Raw genomic sequence first — 18928 nt, forward strand, 5'->3', positions numbered from 1 at the left:
CGCATGGCCGAGTTTTCGAGAATAATTCTCATTTTGCAGACTTGGACCCCAGGGTGACCACAATGAATGGAGCGGCCTTGACCGCCATGAGCCTCGACCAGTTGCCCATGAACCAATGGGCCACCGTGGTCGACCTGACGCTGCCTGACGCGGCGGAAGACCGCGAACTGGTGCTGCGCCTCACCGAGATCGGTTTCGTGCCCGGAGAAGCCGTGCGCATCGTGGCCGCCGGCGTGCCGGGGCGCGAACCCATTGCCGTGCGCCTGGGCCATACGACTTTCGCGCTGCGCCGCCACGAGGCGTCCTTCATCCGCGTGATGCCAGGAGTGGTCGGACATGGTTGAAGCCACGCTCAATTTCCAGCCCGGTGCCACCGGCACGGCGACCACGCCGCCTGGCCGCATCGCGCTGCTCGGCAACCCCAACTGCGGCAAGACCGCGCTGTTCAACCTGCTGACCGGCAGCCGCCAGAAGGTCGCCAACTACGCCGGCGTCACCGTCGAGCGCAAGGAAGGCGTCTTGCGCACCGCGGGCGGCCGCCGCGTGTTCGTGCTCGACCTGCCGGGCGCCTACAGCCTCAATGCGCTGTCGGCCGATGAAGCCGTGACGCGCGATGTTGTCACCGGCAAGAGCAAGGAAGCCTTGCCAGACCTGCTGGTGTGCGTCACCGACGCGACCAACCTGCGCCTGAACCTGCGCCTGGTGCTTGAAGCGCGCGAGCTCGGCTTGCCCATGGTCGTCGCGCTCAACATGACCGACATGGCGAAGAAGCAGGGCATCACGGTCGATGCCGCCGCCTTGTCGCGCGAACTGGGCGTGCCCGTCATCGAAACCGTGGGCGTGCATGCCGGCGGCGCGCAGAGCCTGCTCGAGCAACTCGATGCGCCCGTGGCGAGCGCCTCGCCCGTGCCCTGGCAGGCGCCCGCCATGGCCGACGTGCTAGCCACCCAGCGCGAAGTGCGCCGCATCCTCGGCGTGGCCGTGCGCGAGCCGGTCGGCAGCCTGGCCACCAGCGACAAGATCGACCGCGTGGTGCTGCACCCGTTGTGGGGCATGCTGGTGCTGGGCGTCACGCTGTTCCTGATGTTCCAGGCCGTGTTCAGCTGGGCCACCGTGCCGATGGACGGGATCAAGGCCGGCACCGAAGCCTTCGGCAATCTCATCAAGGCCATCGTGCCCGAGGGCATGCTGCAGAGCCTGCTGGTCGATGGCATCGTGGCGGGCGTGGGCGGCGTGATCGTCTTCCTGCCGCAGATCCTGATCCTGTTCTTCTTCATCCTCGCGCTGGAAGATTCGGGCTACCTGCCGCGTGCGGCGTTCCTGCTCGACCGCGTGATGGGGACGGTGGGCTTGTCGGGGCGCTCGTTCATCCCTCTGCTGTCGAGCTTTGCCTGCGCCATTCCGGGCGTGATGGCGACGCGCACCATCAGCAACTGGCGCGACCGGCTCACCACGATCATGATCGCGCCGCTGATGACCTGTTCGGCGCGGCTGCCCGTCTATGCCTTGCTGATCGCCGCCTTCATTCCCGAGAAGACGATTGGCGGCCTGTTCAACCTGCAAGGCATCGTGCTGTTCGGGCTGTATGCCTTCGGGATCGTTTCAGCGATGGCGGTGGCGTGGGTCATGAAGCGCTTCCGGGACAACCAGTCGCATTCGCCGCTACTGATGGAATTGCCCGCCTACCGCTGGCCCAATCCGCGCAACCTGGCGCTCGGCCTCTACGAGCGGGCCTGGATCTTCCTGCAGCGCGTGGGCACCATCATCCTCACGCTCACGATCCTGCTGTGGTTCCTCTCGACCTTCCCGTCGCCGCCCGAAGGCGCGACCGGCCCGGCCATCCAGTACAGCCTCGCCGGCATGCTGGGGCGCGGGCTGGAACACATCTTCGCGCCGATCGGTTTCAACTGGCAGATCTCCATTGCGCTGGTGCCGGGCATGGCCGCACGTGAAGTGGCCGTCGGTGCTCTGGGCACCGTATATGCGCTCTCGGCCACCGGCGAGGAAGTCGCCGGCCAGTTGCAGCCATTGATCGCCCAGAGCTGGTCGTTGGCCACGGCGCTGTCGCTGCTGGTCTGGTACGTGTTCGCGCCGCAATGCATCTCGACGCTGGCGGCCGTGAAGCGCGAGACCAATTCATGGAAGTACGTCTGGATCATGGCGGGCTACCTGTTCGGCCTGGCGTACCTGGCCTGCTTCGTCACCTACCGGATTGCCCTCGCGCTGGGCTGGGGTTGAAGACCATGACGCAACAAATCATCGTCGGGCTGATCGTCGCCGCTGCCGCCATCTATGCCGCCTGGCGCTGGATGCCGGCTGGCTGGAGACGCGGTGCCGCGCAGAAGCTGGCCGCCGGCGGACAGCGCGCCGGACTGGTCGACGAGGAGCGGGCCAGGCAGCTTGCCGCGTCGCTTTCGAAGTCCTCGGGCTGCGGCGCGTGCGACAGCTGCGGCGCCTGCAGCACCGGTGACGCCAAGCCCGCCGACAAGAGCGCCAAGCCCGTACACTGAGCCGCATGGCGGCCAACATCATCGTTGCCGGTGGCGGCATCGGCGGACTCGCGACCGCGCTTGCGTTGGCCCTCCAGGGGCATCGCATCGAGCTGCTCGAGCAGGCGCCCGCGTTCACTGAAATCGGCGCCGGCGTACAACTGGGTCCCAATGCAACGCGCCGGCTGCTGGCGCTGGGGCTCGGCAAGCCGCTGGCCGCGATCGCCGCCAAGCCCGACGCACTCACAGTGCGCAGCGCCGCGAGCAACGCGGTGCTGGGCCGCATGCCACTGGGCAGCGCGGTCGAGCATCGCTACCGCGCGCCGTACTACTGCGTGCATCGCGCCGACCTGCATGCGCTGTTGCTGAAGGCCGTGCGCGCCCGCAAGCAGGTGACGCTGAGCACCGGCGCACGCATCGTCGATGTCCGTCGCGACGACAACTTCGTCTGCGTCGCCAGCGCCGACGCGCGCGCCTGGGAAGGCGATGCGCTCGTCGGCGCCGACGGTCTGTGGAGCCTCGTGCGCCATCAGGTGATCGAGGCGGATGCGCCGCCGCGCGCGACCGGCCACATGGCCTGGCGCGCCACCGTTGCGCAGCAAGCGCTGCCGGTGGCCTTGCGCTGCCATGGCGTCGAGGTCTGGCTCGGCCCCAGGCTGCATGCCGTCGCCTATCCGGTGCGCGGCGGCCGGTTGCTCAATGTGGTCGTCATCGCGGAGTCGATACCGACTGGTGATGTCCGCGACTGGGACCAGGCCGGCAGCCTCGCCGCGCTGCAACAGGCCACCGGCCGCAGCGGTGCCGGCTTGCAGGCGCTGCTCGAAGCGATGCCCGCCTGGCGCACCTGGACGCTGAGCGATCGCCCACCACTGAAGAGCGCCGACCAGATGGCCAGCGGCCGCATCGCCCTGCTGGGCGACGCCGCGCATCCCATGCTGCCGTACCTCGCCCAAGGAGCAGGCATGGCCATCGAGGATGCGGTGGCGCTTGCGCAGGCGCTGGGCAGCACCGACGCTGCCGGCGTGCCTCAGGCCTTCGCACGCTACGCCGCCGAGCGCTGGCAGCGCAATGCGCGCGTGCAGTCGCGGGCGCAGCGCAACGGCACGATCTTTCACGCGACCGGGCCGGTGCGGGTGGGTCGGGACGTTGCGATGCGGATGCTGGGGAAGGTGTTGCTGGATCAGCCCTGGTTGTACAAGGGCTGAGGGCAGCTCAGAGATCCGTGCGCAGCTTCCAGATCTCCGGAAACAACACCACATCGAGCATCTTGCGCAGATAACTCACGCCGCCAGTGCCACCCGTGCCTCGCTTGAAGCCGATCACACGCTCGACCGTCGTCACATGGCGGAAGCGCCAGAGGCGGAAGGCGTCCTCGATGTCGGTGAGTTTCTCGCCCAACTGATAGACGTCCCAGTACTTGTGCGGATCGCGGTAGGCCACCAGCCAGGCTTGCTCGACCGCATCGCTGGCTTCGTAGGGCAAGGTCCAGTCGCGATCGAGCCGATCGGCAGGCACGTCCAACCCGCGCCGCGCGAGCAGTCGCAGTGCCTCGTCGTAGAGCGATGGCGCCTTGTACGCCGCCTCGACGCGCGCGAGCAGGTCGGGGCGATGCGCATGCGGTTGCAGCATGGCCGCGTTCTTGTTGCCGAGCGCGAATTCGATGCAGCGGTACTGCGCACTCTGGAAGCCGCTCGACTTGGCGAGGTACGGCCGCATGGCGCTGTATTCGGGCGGCGTCATCGTCGCCAGCACGGTCCAGGCGCCGACCAACTGTTCCATGATCCGCGTCACGCGCGCCAGCATCTTGAAGGCATCGGGCAACTGCTCGTTGGCGACGCAGCGAATGGCGGCATGCAGTTCGTGCAGCAACAGCTTCATCCAGAGTTCGCTGGTCTGGTGCTGCACGATGAACAGCATCTCGTCGTGCGCGGGGGAGAGTGGATGCTGGGCGTTCAGGACTTCGTCGAGGTGCAGGTAGTCGCCATAGCTCATCGACTCGCTGAAGTCGAGCTGGGCCTTTTCTTCGTGGACGATCTTTTCGGTGCTCATGGGGTCGCTCACGTCACTGCGTTCTTCGCATTGAACTCGGGGCGTTGCCACTCGTGGCTTTCGAGGACTTGCAAAAGGTGCTCCACCGAATTCCACACGTCCTCGAACCCCAGGTACAGCGGCGTGAAACCGAAGCGCAGGATGTCCGGCATCTGGTCGTCGCCCGCGCGGTAGTCGCCGATCACGCCGCGCGCGATCAACGCCTGCACGATGGCGTAGGCACCTTCTTCGCGGCTCAGGCACACCTGCGAGCCGCGGCCGGCATGTGCGCGCGGCGTGACGAGCGACAGGCCATGGCCGGCACAGCACTCTTCGACGAGCCGGATGAAGAGGTCCGTGAGGGCGAGCGACTTGGTTCGCAGTGCCGCCATGCCACCATGCGGTTCAGCTGCCAGCACCGTGTCGAGCCCGCATTCGAGGCCGGCCAGCGCCACGATGGGCTGCGTGCCGCACAGGTAGCGCGCGACGCCCGACGCAGGGCGGTAGTGCGGCGTGAACTCGAAGGGCGCGGCATGGCCCCACCAGCCGGACAGCGGCTGCACGAACTTGTCAGCATGCCGCGCATGGATCCAGGCGAAGGCGGGCGCGCCGGGGCCGCCGTTCAGGTACTTGTAGCCACAGCCGATGGCGTAGTCTGCGTTGCTTTCGTTGAGCGCGACCGGCACCGCGCCCGCGCTGTGCGCGAGGTCCCACACGGTGATCACGCCCGCCGCATGCGCGGCGGCGGTGATGGCCTTCATGTCGTGCATGGCGCCGGTGCGGTAGTTGACGTGCGTGAGCATCAGCACTGCGACTTCGCCGGTCAACACCGCGGGCAGTTCGCTCGCGTCGATCAGCTTCAGCGTGAAGCCGCGCTCGCGGCACATCGACTCGGCGATGTAGAGATCGGTCGGGAAGTTGCTGCGTTCGCTGATCACGAGCTTGCGGGCCGTGCCGGCCTGCTGCGACAAGGCCGAGAACAGCACCTTGTACAGGTTGATCGACGTGCTGTCGGTGCACACCACTTCGCCCGGCGCGGCGCCGACGAGGCGTGCGACCTTGTCGCCGAGGCGTTGCGGCAGGTCGAACCAGCCGGCGGTGTTCCACGAGCGGATCAGGCCTTCGCCCCATTCCTTGGCCACCACTTCGGCAATGCGCGCGGGTGCGGCCTTGGGCAGCACGCCCAGTGAATTGCCGTCGAGGTAGATCACGCCTTCCGGCAGCATGAATTGGTCGCGCAGCGCGCGCAGCGGGTCTTGCGCATCGAGTGCGCGGCAGTCGTCGAGGGTGGTCATTTAAGTTGGGGGTCAGGTTCCGCGCAGAATCGCGCGGACGGGGGAGGCATCGGCGCTGACCAGCTTGAGCGGCAGCGCGATGAGTTCGTAATCGCCTTCGGGCACGTCGTCGAGCACCAGGTTCTCGAGCACGCGCAGGCCGAGGCGGCGGATGACCTGGTGGCTGTCGAGCGTCTTGCTGTCGGCCGGGTCGATGCTGGCGGTGTCGATGCCGACCAGCTTCACGCCGAGCGCGGCGAGGCGCTCGATGGTCGAAGGCGCGTAGGCGGCAAGGGCGCCGTCCCATCGATGGACGGGCGCGTGTTGGTAGGTGCGCACCAGCACGCGCTGCGGCAGGTCGGCGACGGCGTGCTCGATGTGCGCCCATTCGATCAAGGGGCCGCGCGCGATCGCATGGATGACGCGGCAAGGGCCGAGGTATGGCGACAGGTCCACGTCGCCGATCGTCGCGCCGGCCGGGTCATAGTGCAGCGGCGCATCCGCATGCGCGCCGACGTGCGGCGACAGCGTGATCTCGCTGACGTTCACCGGGCAGCCGGGCCCGATGCTCGCGGCCCAGCGCTGCTGGTAGGGCGTGTCGCCGGGGAACACCGGTGCGCCGACGTACACGGGCGGCGAGATGTCCCAGATGCGGGGGGCGGGAAATGTCATGGGCGCAAAGGTAGCGCCGCTCGCGGCCTCGTGGTGTCGGTTATTTCCAACGTCGAGGTGACGAATGAAGACAATCCACATTGCAGCGAAGCTCGCCGCAGGGTCGCGTCACCCGGGGACGACGTGCGGTGCGAGATCCCCTTGACGGCGAGCGACCGGGTCGTCGGGGTATTCATCGTGCAGACGCAGCCAGCCGTAGGTCGGCTCCTGCGGCCAGCCGGGTGGCGACTGCTCCCAGGCTTCCTGGCGTCCCCATGGCGTGAGATCGAGCAGGCCGAAGGTGTTGCTGCCCTGTTCCACGCCGCGCCCCGAGGTGAACCAGCTCTGGAACACACGGTCGCCCTGGCGCATGAACACCGACAGGCCGAACGACGCGTTGTCCTGCGCCGTGACCATCTCTTCATGGAAGCTCGTGCCGTGGCAGGACACCCACGGAAAGGTCCAGCCCATGCGCGCCTTCACCCGCTCGATCTGCGGCACCTTCGCGCGCGACACCATCGTGAAGGACGTGCGCCGCGCATGCAGGTGGGCGAAGTTGTTCATGAGGTTGTCGCTGTACTTGGAGCAGCCCGGGCAGATGTGGTCCGAGCCGTGGTTCAGCATGTTGTGATAGATGATGAGTTGGTCGCGGCCCTCGAACAGGTCGACGAGGCGCAGGTCGTTGCGCGTGGGCGACGCGAAGCGGTAGTCGCGCACGATCTCGGTCATGGGCAGGCGGCGGCGCCGTGCGTTCAGCGCGTCGTGGGCGCGCATGAGTTCCTTTTCTGCCTTGAGCAGGTCGTTGCGGCCGGCTTGCCACTCGGGGCGCGACACGATGGCGGGGTAGTTCAAGCGGCACCTCCGTGGAGAGATGTGAACACTGTACACATCGTCGATGAAGGCGTAAAGCGTGCGCGCGCAGGCCCTTCGGCCGTCGCGGTCATCCGGCGTCGCGCACGTCCAGCCACGCTGCTGGCGCTGCCGCGCCACCGGCTCGCTACGCGATCCGACCGAGCAAAAGGAACTCCATGAGTGCCTTTTGCGCGTGCATCCTGTTTTCCGCCTCGTCCCAGACGACCGACTGTGGCCCGTCGATCACATCCGCCTCGACCTCCTCGCCACGGTGCGCGGGCAGGCAGTGCATGAAGAGCGCGTCGGGCTGGGCCACGGCCATCATCTCGGAGTCCACGCACCAGTCGGCGAAGGCCTTGCGCCGCGCTTCGTTCTCGGCCTCGTAGCCCATGCTGGTCCAGACGTCGGTGGTCACCAGGTCGGCGCCGCGGCAGGCTTCCATCGGGTCCTTGAAGACCTTGTAGCTGTCGTTCGAGCGGATGCCCGCCACCGACTGGTCGACTTCGTAGCCGCTCGGCGTGCTCAGGTGCACCTTGAAGCCGAGGATCTCGCTGGCCTGAAGCCAGGTGTTGGCCATGTTGTTGCCGTCGCCGACCCAGGCCACCGTCTTGCCGGCGATCGAGCCGCGATGCTCGATGTAGGTGAAGATGTCCGCCAGGATCTGGCAGGGATGGAACTCGTTGGTCAGCCCGTTGATGACCGGCACGCGCGAATGCTCGGCGAACTTCTCGATCTTGGTCTGCTCGAAGGTGCGGATCATCACCAGGTCGACCATGCGGCTGATGACCTTGGCGCTGTCGTCGATGGGCTCGGCACGGCCCAGCTGGCTGTCCCCTGTGGTCAGGTGCACCACGCTGCCGCCGAGCTGGTACATGCCGGCCTCGAAGCTCACGCGCGTGCGCGTCGAGGCCTTCTCGAAAATCATCGCCAGCGTGCGGTCGACCAGCGGCTGGTGGCGCTCGTAGGCCTTGAACTTCTTCTTGATGAAGGCGGCGCGTGCGAACACGTGCGCGTATTCGTCGGCGCTGAAGTCGGAGAACTGCAGGTAGTGGCGGACCTCCGTCATGCCTGCGGCTCCGCCAGGAAGGCTTTCACGACCGGCGCGAGGATGGCCACGATCTCGTCAGCTTCGGCGATGGTCAGGATCAGCGGCGGCACCAGGCGGATCACGCTGTCGGCTGTCACGCTGAGCAGCAGGCCGGCCTCGGCCGCGCGGTTGAGGATGACGCCGCACGGACGATCCAACTCGATGCCCAGCATCAGCCCCTGGCCGCGCACTTCCTTCACGCCCGACATGCGCGAGAACTCGCGCTCCAGTGCCGACTTGAGGTGCGCGCCGACGGTGGCCGCGTTCTCGAGCAGCTTCTGCTCTTCCATGATCCGGATGGTCTCGATGCCCGCACGCATTGCCAGCGGATTGCCGCCAAAGGTCGTGCCGTGGTTGCCCGGCTGGAACAGCTTGGCCGCCTTCGGTCCCGCGACCACCGCGCCGATCGGCACGCCCGAGCCCAGGCCCTTGGCCAGCGGCATCACGTCCGGCTTGATGCCGGCCCACTGGTGCGCGAACCACTTGCCGGTGCGGCCCATGCCGCACTGCACCTCGTCGATCATCATGAGCCAGTCCTTCTGGTCGCAAAGGGCGCGCACCTGCTTGAGGTAGTCCCAGCGCATCGGGTTGATGCCACCTTCGCCCTGGATGGTCTCGAAGAACACCGCGACCACGTTCGGATTGCCCTCGGTGGCCTTCTTGAGTGCGTCGATGTCGTTCAGCGGCACGCGGATGAAGCCTTCGACCAGCGGGCCGAAACCGGCCTGGATCTTCGGGTTGCCGGTGGCCGACAAGGTGGCGATCGAGCGGCCATGGAATGCCTTCTCGTAGACCACGATCTCGGGCTTCTCGATGCCCTTCTCATGGCCGAACTTGCGTGCCAGCTTGAGCGCCGCCTCGTTCGCTTCCAGTCCGGTGCAGCAGAAGAAGGCGTTGGTCAGGCCCGAGAGTTCGGTCAGCTTGGCCGCCAGCGCTTCCTGGCCCGGTACGTAGTAGTAGTTGGAGCTGTGAATGAGCTTGGTGAGCTGATCCTGCAGGGCAGGCACCAATTCGGGGTGGTTGTGGCCCAGCGTGTTCACCGCGATGCCGCCCAAGCCGTCGAGATAGGCCTTGCCGTTGGTGTCCCAGACTCGGCAGCCTTGCCCGTGCGACATCGCGATCGGCAGGCGACCGTAGGTGCTCATGACGTGGGGCTCGGTGGGCTGGGGAATGGCGCTCATTGTTCGATCTCCGAAAAGGGAAGCGAATTCTAGGGCGGCCACCCTCATGCTTTGCTGAGGATTGCGCATCACAGCAATGCCCTCTGGCACGGCACATGCGAGGCTGCCAGTAAAATCGTTGTGCGCCGCAGCAAAACGATTTGCCGGCCGCCCACCCGCCCCATGGACATTCCCAGCACCAAGAAACTTTTCATCCAGGGCGTCACCCACGACGGCCGGACTTTTCGTCCGAGCGACTGGGCCGAGCGCCTGGCCGGCGTGATGAGTTCGTTTCGCCCCGGCGGCGCAACGCCCGACAGCTACCTGAGTTACTCGCCCTGGTGCGTGCCCACGACCATCAACAACGTCAAGTGCGTGATCGTCAGTCCCGAGTTGCGCGACTACGAAGTGATGGCCTGGGACTTCGTCATGAATTTCGCCCGCGACAACGACCTCACTGTGGCCGAGGCCTGCATGCTGCCTGAATAGGACAAGGCGAAACGCCCATGAAAAAACCGCCCGAAGGCGGTTTTTCACTTTTGCTACAGCGCACCCCTGTCAAACGGCGGATGAAAGCGCTGTGGCGATCATCCGGGCTTGGCCCGACAAATATGTCAGGCGGCGGCTGCGGGGGCCAGGGCGAGCGCCTTGACCTTGGCCGACAGGCGGCTCTTGTCGCGAGCTGCCTTGTTCTTGTGGAAGATGCCCTTGTCGGCCACGAGGTCGACAATGCTCTGTGCCTTGGCGAACAGGTCTTTCGCCTTGGTCACGTCGCCGGCCAGCACGGCCTTTTCGACGTTCTTCACAGCGGTACGGTATTTGGAGCGCAGCGAGGTGTTCGCAGCGTTGAGCTTGACGTCCTGGCGGACGCGTTTGCGGCCCGACGCGAGGCGCGGGTTCTTTTTCTTCGGCTTGGCGGATGCCATGATTTAGTTCCTTGGTGTCTGGGGATGTTGCAGCAAAGCCGAAGATTATAGCCCGAGACCTGTCGCTCGCCCCCAAGTCGCCGCGTGGCGGCTCTCACCCCCTACCGGGGGCAACACCAATGGCCCGGCGAAGTCGGATCCATGGTGTTTCACGAACGGCCTTTGCGGCGCTTGCCTGCACAGGGTGCGTCGGGTAGGTGCACCTACACTCCCCCGCGCCGTGTCCCTATTCAAATCCGCCTCCACCGTCTCCCTGCTGACGCTCGCTTCGCGCATCACCGGTCTCATCCGCGATGTGCTTTTCAGCTCCGTATTCGGCGTCAACGCCCTCACGGATGCTTACTACGTCGCCTTTCGCATACCCAACCTGTTTCGTCGGGTATTGGGGGAGGGCGCTTTCAGCCAGGCCTTCGTGCCGGTGCTGGCGGCCTGCAAGACGGAGGAGGGCGAGGCCGGGGCGAAGAAGCTGGTGGACCATGTCGGCACGCTGCTGACCTGGACGCTGGTGGTGCTGTGCATTGCCGGGGTGATCGGCGCGCCGCTCATGGTGTGGGCGATGGCGAGCGGGCTGCAGAAATCCGGCGGCTTCGACGGCGCCGTGATCATGACGCGCTGGATGTTCCCGTACATCGGCTTCATGTCGCTGGTGGCGCTGGCGGGCGGCATTCTGAACACCTGGCGCAAGTTCGTGGTGCCGGCGGCGTCGCCGGTGCTGCTCAACATCGCGCTCATCACGTCGATCGTGGTGGGTGCGCCGCTGTTCACACGCTGGGGCATCGAGCCGATCTACGCGCAGTGCGTGGGGGTCATGGTGGGCGGTGTGCTGCAACTGGCGCTGCAATTGCCGGCGCTGAAAAAGATCGGCATGCTGCCGCGCATCGGCGTGCGCATCTCGGCCATTCGCGAGGCATGGGCTGACCCGGGCACGCGCAAGATCCTGCGGCTGATGCTGCCAGCGCTCATCGGTGTGAGCGGCGCGCAGATTTCGTTGCTGATCAATACCCAGATCGCCTCGCACCTTGCCGAGGGCAGCGTCACCTGGATCACCGCCGCCGACCGCCTGATGGAATTCCCCAGCGCCATGCTGGGCGTGGCGCTGGGTGTGGTGCTGATGCCGCAACTCGCCAGCGCACGCGCCGCCAAGGACGACCAGCGCTTCTCCGCCATGCTCGACTGGGGCCTGCGCCTCATCGTGCTGCTGGCGGTGCCCTGCGCGCTGGCCTTGCTGGTGTTCGCAAAGCCCCTGGTGGCGGTGCTGTTTCACAACGGCGCCTTCGATGACGCCAGCGTGCTGCGCACGGCCGAAGCGCTGATGGGCTATGGCACCGGGCTCCTGGGCATCGTCTCGATCAAGGTGCTGGCGGCGGGTTTCTACGCGCGCCACGACATGCGCACGCCAATGCGCATCAGCCTGGCCACACTGGCTCTGACGCAACTGCTCAACCTCGCACTGGTGCCCTTCCTGCAGCATGCGGGGCTGACGCTCTCGATCGGCATTGCGCAACTGGTCAACGCCACGGCGTTGCTGATCGGGCTGCGCCGCGTCGGCAGCTTCAAGCCGGGGCCGGGATGGTGGCTCTTCATCGCGCAGGTGACCGCGGCCACGCTGTTGATGGGCGCCTTGCTGGTCTGGGCCAATGGCCATTTCGACTGGATCGGCCTGCGCGAGCAACGCCTGCTGCGCATCGGCCTCCTGGCGGCCGTGATCGCAGGCGCCGCTGCGCTCTATTTCGGGGCGCTGGCGCTGGCGGGCGTCAAGCTGCGCAGTTTCATGCGGCGCTGAGGCCCGCAACAGGGCCGCACAGGGCCGCACATGGCTGCAAATGCGCCGGCTGGCGTACTCCGCCTTGACGCTCCCCGCCCGCTCTACTACAAAGACACATGCCGTTGAGCCTTTCCGCTCCCACCGCCCTGGAGTACTTCCGTACCCTGGTGGAGAGCGACGACCATTTCCCCCTCCTGGAGGCCGCTGCCAGCCTCGCGCAGGACGAATACCCCGACCTCGACGTGCAGCAGGTGCTAGGCGACATCGATCAGTTGCTGGCCCGTTTGAAGCGCCGCCTGCCCGCCGATGCAGCGCCCTTGCAACGGTTGCGACTGCTCAACCAGTTCTTTTTCCATGACCTGAACTTCGGCGGCAACGTCAACGACTACTACGACCCCGACAACAGCTACCTGAACGCCGTATTGCGCACACGCCGCGGCATACCGATCTCGCTGGCCGTGCTGTGGATGGAACTGGCGCAGGGCCTCGGCCTGCAGGCGCGCGGCGTCGGGTTTCCGGGGCACTTCATGCTCAAGGTCACGCTGCCGAAGGGGCAGGTGGTGATCGATCCGTTCACCGGCCGCTCGCTCTCCCGCGAGGAACTCACCGAGCGGCTGGAGCCCTACAAGCGCAGCAACGGCCTGGTGGGAGATTTCGACGTTCCGCTGGGCCTCTACCTGCAGCCCGCCACGCCGCGCGACATCATCGCGCGCATGCTGCACAACCTGAAGGAAGTGCATCGCACGCAGGAAGACTGGCAGCGCGCCATCGCGGTGCAGGACCGGCTGATCGTGCTCCTGCCCGAGGCTTGGGGCGAGCATCGCGACCGCGGCCTGGCGCATGCCGCGCAGGGCAATGCATCGCTCGCGGTGCGCGACCTCGAAACCTACCTGGCCCATGTGGAAGACGCGCTCGACATCGACGCGATTGCCGAGCGTGTCGCGGCCTTGCGCCGCGCCGAAAACTGATGGCTGCGGACCGCGACGGCGGGCCCCTCGGGCTGCCGCGCAGGACCGAGGCGGCGCCAGGCGTCGGTGTCGCGGGCGGCCTGGGCGCCCGGCATCAATTCCATGGCATCCAGCCGGTGTTGCCGGTTTCCGACGTGACGCGCGCGGCGCGCTATTTTCGCGACGTGCTGGGCTTCGAGCTGGACTTCATCGCCGGCGAGCCGCCGAGCTATGCGCGGGTTCGGCATGTGCCCGCTTTCGATGCCTTCGATGCGGACGCTCGAAGCGGCGGAAATGGACTCGTCCGGCACGCCATCGTGCCGGACGGCCACGGCCAGGGCGACGCCGTCTACATCCGCCTGTGGCAATGCAATGCGCGGGAAACGCGCCAGTGGCGCGGCGAAATCGTCATCCATGTGGGTTATGACGTCGATGGATTGCATGCGACCTACCTCAAGCGCGGCGTCGAGGTGGTCGAGCCGCCTGCGTCGCAGCCCTGGGGCTTGCGCGAATTCGCCATTCGCGAGCCGGACGGCCACGTGCTGCGTTTTTGCGGCTATCTGTAGGCGTGCGTCAGCGCCGTGCGGGCGCTGCCTGCCTGGACGGTGACCCGGGCAGTCCGAACTGCCGCCAAGCGCGGCGCAGTTGCGTGTCGGAACTGAATCCCGCCCGCTCCGCCGCGCGCGTGACCGTGGCGCCGGAGCCCAGCGCGAGCTGTGCACTGGCCAGGCGGATGCGGCGCAGGTACTCCAGCGGCGGCACGCCTGCATGCTCGACGAACAGCCGCGTCAGGTGCCGCGGCGACGTCAGGGCGACACCGGCCATGCGTGGCACGTCCCACTTGTTGCCGGGTTGCTCGCTCACCGCGTCCTGCACACGGTGCAACGCGGCATGCATGTGGTTGCGATAGGCGAGGAAGGGCGACAACTCCGGGTCGTGCGGGCCGCGTCGCAGCGCCACCACCATCGTCTGCGCCACCTGCGCCGCGAGCGCCTCCCCGCAGGTCTCGCCGATGCGGTGCAGCACCAGGTCGATGCCGGTCGTCACGCCGGCGCTGCTGTAGAGGGGCGCGTCGAGCACGAACACGCGATTGGCGACCACGTCGCAGCGTGGCTCGATACGTTGCAACTCGTCGAGGTGATGGTGGTGCGTGGTGGCGCGCCGGCCGGCGAGATGGCCTGCGTGCGCGGCGAGCACGGCACCTGCGCAGACCGTCACCAGTTCGAGCCGGCCGGCCTCCAGCCGCAGGCCACGCAGCCAGTGCAGCAGCGCGCGGGCCTCAGGGTTCTCGACGTCAATGGCGTCGCCCGGCAACCCGACCAGCACCACCCAGGTGGCCCGATCGTCCCAATGCGTCGGCAGCGGCGCCAGGCCTTGCAATGCGACGCCCACGGACGTGACCGATGCAGACTCGGCACTGACGAATTCCAGCGCGAATCGGGCCGCGTCGCCACGAGCCACCAGCTGCTGGTTGGCGATACGCAAGGCCTCGGCCGGCCCGGCCCAGTCGAGCACCAGGCTGCGGGCCTGCAGCACGAAGACTACGCGGGTTCTTGGGTCTCGTTCTCGGTCCATTCGAAGTCCATCTGACGCGCCGTGCGCTCGGCCAGTGCGCGGCCGGCCAGGCGTTCGACCAGGTGCAGGCTCATGTCGATGCCCGCGCTGATGCCGGCCGATGTGACGACGCGGCCGTTGTCCACCCAGCGGGGGCCTTGCTGCACCTGCAGCGCCGGAAACTGTCGACGCAGATCAGCCACGTCTTCCCAGTGCGTCGTGACGATGTCGCCATCGCCGGCCACGCCGGCCGCGGCCAGCAGGAAGGCGCCGGTGCATACGGAGGCCGTGATGCGCGCCGCGCCCGCCTGCCTTGCGATCCAGGCCAGCGTGGCGCTGCTGGCCATCGGCGTGTCGACGACCCCGCCGGGCACGATCAGCACATCGGCCGGAGGGCTCTGGGCCAGGGTGTGGTCCGGCAGCAGGCGCAGGCCGGCGCGTGCGGCGACCGCCTGCCCTGTATCGGCAACGTCCGCCACCGAGGCCACGGAGAACAAGGGCGCGGCATCGGGATGCAGGCGCTGGTGCATGCGGGTGGCTGTGGTGAAGACCTCGAACGGTCCTGCGAAGTCCAACGCTTCCACGCCATCGAAGGCCAGGATCAGCACCTTAGACATGGACCGCCGCCTTCCTGTCCGCGAGCAGGTCGGCGGGCGCAGCCCAGCCGGGCAACTGGCTGATGCGCTCGAGCCAGCCGGCCACGCCCGGCGGCACATCGACCTGCGCCTGGTCGGCCCAGTAGAGGTAGCCGCACAGGCTGAAGTCGGCAACGCTCGGCGCGTCGTCGAGGACGAAGCGGCGACCATCGCGGAACTCCTGGTCCAGCCGATGGATGTCGTGCGCATAGCGTCGCTCGAACCACACCAGCGAGCCCTCCGGATAGCTCAGCGCATCGAAGCGCCGCGCGAAGCGCAGGTGCGCCAGGCTCAGGCCCAGCCGGTTGGCCTCCCAGAACAGCCACTCCTGCGCACGCGCCAGGCGGGCAGTGTCCTCTCCGCCGAAGCGGTGCGTCTGCGCCGCCAGGAAGAGCAGGATCGCGTTGGACTGCACATAGGCCTGCTGCCGGTACACCAGCACCGGCACCTCGCCATAGCGCGCCAGGCTGCGGAAGGGCTCCGGGCGCTCGGGGTGCGGCCCGGAGATGTCGACCACCTCGTAGTCATGCGGGATGTCGGCCACTTCCAGCGCGAGCTTGACCTTGAACGAGTGGCCGGATTCGGGATGCCCGTAAAGCGAGTAGTCCATCGGTGTCCTGACTTTCCTGACCTGTCAGCCCAGCCTGGCCAGCGCTTGCGACACCGTGCAGACATGGGCGAAGCGGCCTTCGAGCACGGTCGCGGTGCGCGCCTTGATGTCCGCGGCGGGCAAGGGCCGGCCGTCCGGCTGCACCATGTCGTAGGTGAGGGTGGCGTCGAGCACGTAGTCGACCTGCCAGCCGCTGTCCCAGGCGTGGCGGGTGGTCGTCTCGCAGCATTGCTCGGTGCGGATGCCGCTGACGATGATCTTGCCGATGCCGTTCTGCGTGAGCCACACGTCCAGGCCGGTGCCAACGAGCGCGCTGTGGCGATGCTTGGTGAAGGTGGCTGCGGGTGCGAAATCGGTGAGCCCTTCCAGCGGGCGCACATGGCCCGAGGCCAGCGCAAAGGGGTTGCCGGCGACTTCCGGCCCGTCCGAATGAAGCACCCGTACGACCGGCACATCGGCCGCCACGCAGCCCTCGATCAACGCATTCTGCGCAGCCAGGTACGGCGTCATGTCGCGTTCCGTCGAATAGGGGCGATGGCGGAACGACTCCTGGACGTCGATCACTATGAGACAGCTTTTCATGGGCGCGCCCTTTTCGGCGAAGTGGATGGTGCGCCTGATCTTCCTTCGCGACAAGCCCGCCGTCCCAGCCGGGAAGGACACGAACCGATCAATAACGGACAACAAGCGTCTGTCGCGCGTTCAAACGAGCTTGGCCGCCTGGAGCTCTTTCTTGAGATACGCGTAGAACAGCGGCGCCGCCACCAGCCCGGCCGGGCCGAACACCGCCTCGGCCACGAACATCACCGCCAGCAGTTCCCACACGGCCATGTGCGTGCGGCTACCTACAACCTTGGCGTTGATCACGTACTCCGCCTTGTGGATCAGGATCAGGAAGACCAGGCACGCGGCCGCTGCCATCGGCGACACCGACAGCCCCACCAGCGTGAGCACCGCGTTGCACAGGAGGTTGCCCACGATCGGCACCAGTCCGGCCACGAAGGTCAGCGTGATGAGCGCCGGCGCATACGGCAACTCCAAGTCCCAGAGCGGCAGGATCAGCAACAGGAACAGCGCGGTCAGCATCGTGTTGAAGGCTGCAATCCAGAACTGCGCCGCCACGATCTGCCGAAAAGCCTCGCCAAACAAGCGGATGCGCCGGCGCAATTCATTGGCTAGCGGCCCCTGGAGCTTGCTGTCGCGCGCCAATCCGGCCAGCGAACCGACGATCAGGCCGACGTATGAAAACAGCAATCCACCCAGCCAGGCCCGTCCCGTGTTCGCCAGGGCGCCAGCCTGCGCGCGCAGATAGTTCGCCACCATGCGTTGAACCTCGCCGGAACCTTCAGGCAGGTACATCGCCACTTCCGGCGGCAGCTTGAGCTTCAATTCAAGGATGGTGCGGGCGATGTAATCGAGCAGTTCCTGGTATTGCTCAGGTGCATTGAGCACGAACTCGCGCGCTTCCGTGTAGCCCAGCGCCAGCAGCCCGATGGGCGCCAGCACCACCAGCGCGGCGGCAGCGCCTCCGGCCCAGGAGGACTGTCTCGTGCCGTCGCCGAATGTCCATGCGCGGCGCAGCAGGCCGTGGAAGAGCCGCGAGAGACGGCGCGTGCCAAGGAAGCCGATGCAGACGAACAACAAGCCCGGGAGCAAGTTCTGCCACAGCACCAGCAACAGGCCGCCGGTGATCAGCAGGTAGCTGGCGATCACCACGTTGCGGGAGGCCGGCGTGCCGCGGCCCGCCACTTCGCGCAAGTCAGGATTCGCCGCCGCGGAGGCGCGTTTCTCCTGTGTCGGGACGCGCTGCGGCCGGAGTTCCTTCACGTCAGCGGACCACCACCACAGCGCCCTCGCCGCGAGCGGCGATCACGCCAATTTCGTGGACCGATTCGCCGGCTGCGCGCAGCGTCGCGGCGCAGGCCGCCGCGTGCGCGGGGTCGATCACCACCACCATGCCGATGCCATTGTTGAAAGTACGGTTCATCTCGATGTCGTCGATGCCGGCCACCTTCTGCAGCCAGGCGAAAAGCTCAGTTTGCGGCCAGCTGCCCTTTTGCAAGTGGGCGGCCATGCCCTCGGGCAGCACACGCGGGATGTTCTCCAGCAAACCGCCGCCGGTGATGTGGGCCAGTGCCTTGATCGGGTGCAGGCCGAGCGCCTCGAGCACCGGCTTCACGTAGAGCCGCGTCGGCGCCATCACGGCCTGGCGGAAGGGCCGGCCATCCAGCGTCGCAGGCAGGTCGCTGCCCGCGCGTTCGATCACCTTGCGCACCAGGCTGAAGCCGTTCGAATGCACGCCCGCGGAGGCAAGCCCCAGCACCACGTCGCCCGGCTTCACGCTGGCGCCGGTGAGGATCTTCGACTTCTCGACCGCGCCGACCGCGAAGCCCGCCAGGTCGTATTCGCCGGCCGGGTACATGCCGGGCATCTCCGCCGTCTCGCCGCCGATCAGTGCGCAGCCGCTCAATTCGCAACCGCGCGCAATGCCGCCGATGACCGCCGCAGCGGTGTCGACTTCGAGCTTGCCGCAGGCGAAATAGTCCAGGAAGAACAACGGTTCGGCGCCTTGCACCAGCACGTCGTTCACGCTCATCGCGACCAGGTCGATGCCGACCGTGTCGTGCATGTTCCATTCGAAGGCCAGCTTGAGCTTGGTGCCGACGCCATCGGTGCCGCTCACCAGCACCGGTTCCTTGTAGCGCTTGGGCACTTCGAACAGCGCGCCGAACCCGCCGATGCCGGCCAGCACGCCTTCGCGCATGGTTTTCTTCGCAAGCGGCTTGATGCGGTCGACCAGGGCATCGCCCGCGTCGATGTCGACTCCTGCATCCTTGTAGCTGAGAGGGGCGGGCGAGTTCGAGGTCATGGTGTGTGCGGGGACAGCGGGAAGCCGAGGGAGTGGGGAGGGGCGCCGGGCGCGATGCCCGGGCCGATAGAATTCGACACG

At 67.0% G+C, this 18928-nt stretch carries 21 protein-coding genes; 8 read left to right on the top strand and 13 right to left on the bottom strand.

Annotated features, from left to right (window positions below):
* Positions 1 to 86 precede the first annotated feature (86 nt).
* From HB681_RS14385 to HB681_RS14400, 4 genes are read left to right on the top strand one after another with little or no spacing between them, the layout of a single operon-like run.
* On the top strand, positions 87 to 344 hold the full coding sequence (locus HB681_RS14385; RefSeq protein ID WP_256734953.1) for a FeoA family protein: 258 nt from the start codon (positions 87 to 89) through the stop codon (positions 342 to 344).
* The gene (locus tag HB681_RS14390; RefSeq protein WP_213955522.1) at positions 337 to 2238 is read left to right on the top strand and encodes a ferrous iron transporter B; all 1902 of its coding nucleotides are present in this window, start codon (positions 337 to 339) and stop codon (positions 2236 to 2238) included. The genes HB681_RS14385 and HB681_RS14390 overlap by 8 nt, the downstream gene beginning before the upstream one ends.
* A 5-nt stretch (positions 2239 to 2243) precedes the next feature.
* Complete coding sequence (locus HB681_RS14395) at positions 2244 to 2510, top strand: DUF6587 family protein (RefSeq protein ID WP_213955523.1); 267 nt, start codon at positions 2244 to 2246, stop codon at positions 2508 to 2510.
* A 5-nt stretch (positions 2511 to 2515) separates the two neighbouring features.
* A complete protein-coding gene (locus tag HB681_RS14400; protein WP_213955524.1) occupies positions 2516 to 3694 on the top strand; it encodes an FAD-dependent monooxygenase in 1179 nt (392 codons plus the stop codon).
* Positions 3695 to 3701: 7 nt separating this feature from the next.
* On the opposite strand, the gene kynA is transcribed toward HB681_RS14400, so the two are convergent.
* The 6 genes from kynA to HB681_RS14430 form a co-directional block, all read right to left on the bottom strand.
* The gene (kynA, locus tag HB681_RS14405) at positions 3702 to 4538 is read right to left on the bottom strand and encodes a tryptophan 2,3-dioxygenase (protein ID WP_213955525.1); all 837 of its coding nucleotides are present in this window, start codon (positions 4536 to 4538) and stop codon (positions 3702 to 3704) included.
* 8 nt (positions 4539 to 4546) lie between these two features.
* Positions 4547 to 5812, bottom strand: coding sequence for a kynureninase (kynU, locus tag HB681_RS14410; protein ID WP_213955526.1), 1266 nt, complete (start codon positions 5810 to 5812; stop codon positions 4547 to 4549).
* 12 nt (positions 5813 to 5824) lie between these two features.
* A complete protein-coding gene (gene kynB / locus HB681_RS14415; protein WP_213955527.1) occupies positions 5825 to 6463 on the bottom strand; it encodes an arylformamidase in 639 nt (212 codons plus the stop codon).
* Between the two features lie 108 nt (positions 6464 to 6571).
* Positions 6572 to 7294 (bottom strand): DUF899 family protein, encoded by a 723-nt coding sequence (locus tag HB681_RS14420; RefSeq protein WP_213955528.1) that lies wholly within the window; start codon positions 7292 to 7294, stop codon positions 6572 to 6574.
* A 145-nt stretch (positions 7295 to 7439) separates the two neighbouring features.
* The gene (gene argF, locus HB681_RS14425) at positions 7440 to 8360 is read right to left on the bottom strand and encodes an ornithine carbamoyltransferase (protein ID WP_213955529.1); all 921 of its coding nucleotides are present in this window, start codon (positions 8358 to 8360) and stop codon (positions 7440 to 7442) included.
* The gene (locus tag HB681_RS14430) at positions 8357 to 9562 is read right to left on the bottom strand and encodes an aspartate aminotransferase family protein (protein ID WP_213955530.1); all 1206 of its coding nucleotides are present in this window, start codon (positions 9560 to 9562) and stop codon (positions 8357 to 8359) included. Before HB681_RS14430 ends, argF begins: the two co-directional genes overlap by 4 nt.
* Positions 9563 to 9724: 162 nt before the next feature.
* Here HB681_RS14430 and HB681_RS14435 point away from each other — a divergent pair, with 162 nt between their 5' ends.
* Entirely contained in the window at positions 9725 to 10030 is a 306-nt protein-coding gene (locus tag HB681_RS14435; protein ID WP_213955531.1) for a DUF3579 domain-containing protein, read from the top strand.
* Positions 10031 to 10155: 125 nt separating this feature from the next.
* Here the strand turns inward: HB681_RS14435 and rpsT are convergent, their stop codons facing one another.
* Entirely contained in the window at positions 10156 to 10467 is a 312-nt protein-coding gene (gene rpsT, locus HB681_RS14440; RefSeq protein WP_213955532.1) for a 30S ribosomal protein S20, read from the bottom strand.
* 220 nt (positions 10468 to 10687) lie between these two features.
* Between rpsT and murJ the strand changes: the two genes are divergently transcribed.
* The 3 genes from murJ to HB681_RS14455 all read left to right on the top strand — a co-directional run bounded on the left by murJ (position 10688) and on the right by HB681_RS14455 (position 13745).
* Positions 10688 to 12250, top strand: a complete 1563-nt coding sequence (gene murJ / locus HB681_RS14445) for a murein biosynthesis integral membrane protein MurJ (RefSeq protein WP_213955533.1) — start codon at positions 10688 to 10690, stop codon at positions 12248 to 12250.
* Positions 12251 to 12348: 98 nt separating this feature from the next.
* Positions 12349 to 13200: a tetratricopeptide repeat protein gene (locus HB681_RS14450; protein WP_213955534.1), complete on the top strand. Its 852-nt coding sequence runs from the start codon at positions 12349 to 12351 to the stop codon at positions 13198 to 13200.
* Positions 13200 to 13745, top strand: a complete 546-nt coding sequence (locus HB681_RS14455) for a VOC family protein (RefSeq protein WP_213955535.1) — start codon at positions 13200 to 13202, stop codon at positions 13743 to 13745. The genes HB681_RS14450 and HB681_RS14455 overlap by 1 nt, the downstream gene beginning before the upstream one ends.
* Positions 13746 to 13752: 7 nt before the next feature.
* Here HB681_RS14455 and HB681_RS14460 read toward each other — a convergent pair whose 3' ends face one another.
* The 6 genes from HB681_RS14460 to purM all read right to left on the bottom strand — a co-directional run bounded on the left by HB681_RS14460 (position 13753) and on the right by purM (position 18847).
* Positions 13753 to 14754, bottom strand: coding sequence for a helix-turn-helix domain-containing protein (locus tag HB681_RS14460; protein ID WP_213955536.1), 1002 nt, complete (start codon positions 14752 to 14754; stop codon positions 13753 to 13755).
* Positions 14721 to 15350 carry a DJ-1/PfpI family protein gene (locus tag HB681_RS14465; protein ID WP_213955537.1) on the bottom strand — a complete coding sequence of 210 codons (630 nt, stop codon included), beginning with the start codon at positions 15348 to 15350 and terminating at the stop codon, positions 14721 to 14723. Before HB681_RS14465 ends, HB681_RS14460 begins: the two co-directional genes overlap by 34 nt.
* Complete coding sequence (locus HB681_RS14470; RefSeq protein ID WP_213955538.1) at positions 15343 to 15978, bottom strand: glutathione S-transferase family protein; 636 nt, start codon at positions 15976 to 15978, stop codon at positions 15343 to 15345. The genes HB681_RS14465 and HB681_RS14470 overlap by 8 nt, the downstream gene beginning before the upstream one ends.
* Positions 15979 to 16002: 24 nt before the next feature.
* Positions 16003 to 16560 carry an isochorismatase family protein gene (locus tag HB681_RS14475; RefSeq protein WP_213955539.1) on the bottom strand — a complete coding sequence of 186 codons (558 nt, stop codon included), beginning with the start codon at positions 16558 to 16560 and terminating at the stop codon, positions 16003 to 16005.
* A 120-nt stretch (positions 16561 to 16680) separates the two neighbouring features.
* Positions 16681 to 17736, bottom strand: a complete 1056-nt coding sequence (locus tag HB681_RS14480; RefSeq protein WP_213955540.1) for an AI-2E family transporter — start codon at positions 17734 to 17736, stop codon at positions 16681 to 16683.
* 70 nt (positions 17737 to 17806) lie between these two features.
* A complete protein-coding gene (gene purM, locus HB681_RS14485; protein WP_213955541.1) occupies positions 17807 to 18847 on the bottom strand; it encodes a phosphoribosylformylglycinamidine cyclo-ligase in 1041 nt (346 codons plus the stop codon).
* Between the last annotated feature and the right edge of the window lie 81 nt (positions 18848 to 18928).

It is taken from the genome of Variovorax sp. dw_954, from assembly GCF_018449755.1.
Taxonomy (GTDB): Bacteria; Pseudomonadota; Gammaproteobacteria; order Burkholderiales; family Burkholderiaceae_C; genus Variovorax.

Coding starts and splice junctions, on each gene's coding strand:
- HB681_RS14395 (WP_213955523.1), top strand. CDS start 2,244: ATGACGCAACAAATCATCGTCGGGCTGATCGTCGCCGCTGCCGCCATC.
- HB681_RS14385 (WP_256734953.1), top strand. CDS start 87: ATGAGCCTCGACCAGTTGCCCATGAACCAATGGGCCACCGTGGTCGAC.
- HB681_RS14465 (WP_213955537.1), bottom strand. CDS start 15,350: ATGTCTAAGGTGCTGATCCTGGCCTTCGATGGCGTGGAAGCGTTGGAC.
- argF (WP_213955529.1), bottom strand. CDS start 8,360: ATGACGGAGGTCCGCCACTACCTGCAGTTCTCCGACTTCAGCGCCGAC.
- HB681_RS14450 (WP_213955534.1), top strand. CDS start 12,349: ATGCCGTTGAGCCTTTCCGCTCCCACCGCCCTGGAGTACTTCCGTACC.
- HB681_RS14400 (WP_213955524.1), top strand. CDS start 2,516: ATGGCGGCCAACATCATCGTTGCCGGTGGCGGCATCGGCGGACTCGCG.
- rpsT (WP_213955532.1), bottom strand. CDS start 10,467: ATGGCATCCGCCAAGCCGAAGAAAAAGAACCCGCGCCTCGCGTCGGGC.
- HB681_RS14460 (WP_213955536.1), bottom strand. CDS start 14,754: ATGGACCGAGAACGAGACCCAAGAACCCGCGTAGTCTTCGTGCTGCAG.
- purM (WP_213955541.1), bottom strand. CDS start 18,847: ATGACCTCGAACTCGCCCGCCCCTCTCAGCTACAAGGATGCAGGAGTC.
- HB681_RS14455 (WP_213955535.1), top strand. CDS start 13,200: ATGGCTGCGGACCGCGACGGCGGGCCCCTCGGGCTGCCGCGCAGGACC.
- HB681_RS14470 (WP_213955538.1), bottom strand. CDS start 15,978: ATGGACTACTCGCTTTACGGGCATCCCGAATCCGGCCACTCGTTCAAG.
- HB681_RS14475 (WP_213955539.1), bottom strand. CDS start 16,560: ATGAAAAGCTGTCTCATAGTGATCGACGTCCAGGAGTCGTTCCGCCAT.
- HB681_RS14435 (WP_213955531.1), top strand. CDS start 9,725: ATGGACATTCCCAGCACCAAGAAACTTTTCATCCAGGGCGTCACCCAC.
- HB681_RS14430 (WP_213955530.1), bottom strand. CDS start 9,562: ATGAGCGCCATTCCCCAGCCCACCGAGCCCCACGTCATGAGCACCTAC.
- HB681_RS14390 (WP_213955522.1), top strand. CDS start 337: ATGGTTGAAGCCACGCTCAATTTCCAGCCCGGTGCCACCGGCACGGCG.
- kynB (WP_213955527.1), bottom strand. CDS start 6,463: ATGACATTTCCCGCCCCCCGCATCTGGGACATCTCGCCGCCCGTGTAC.
- kynU (WP_213955526.1), bottom strand. CDS start 5,812: ATGACCACCCTCGACGACTGCCGCGCACTCGATGCGCAAGACCCGCTG.
- kynA (WP_213955525.1), bottom strand. CDS start 4,538: ATGAGCACCGAAAAGATCGTCCACGAAGAAAAGGCCCAGCTCGACTTC.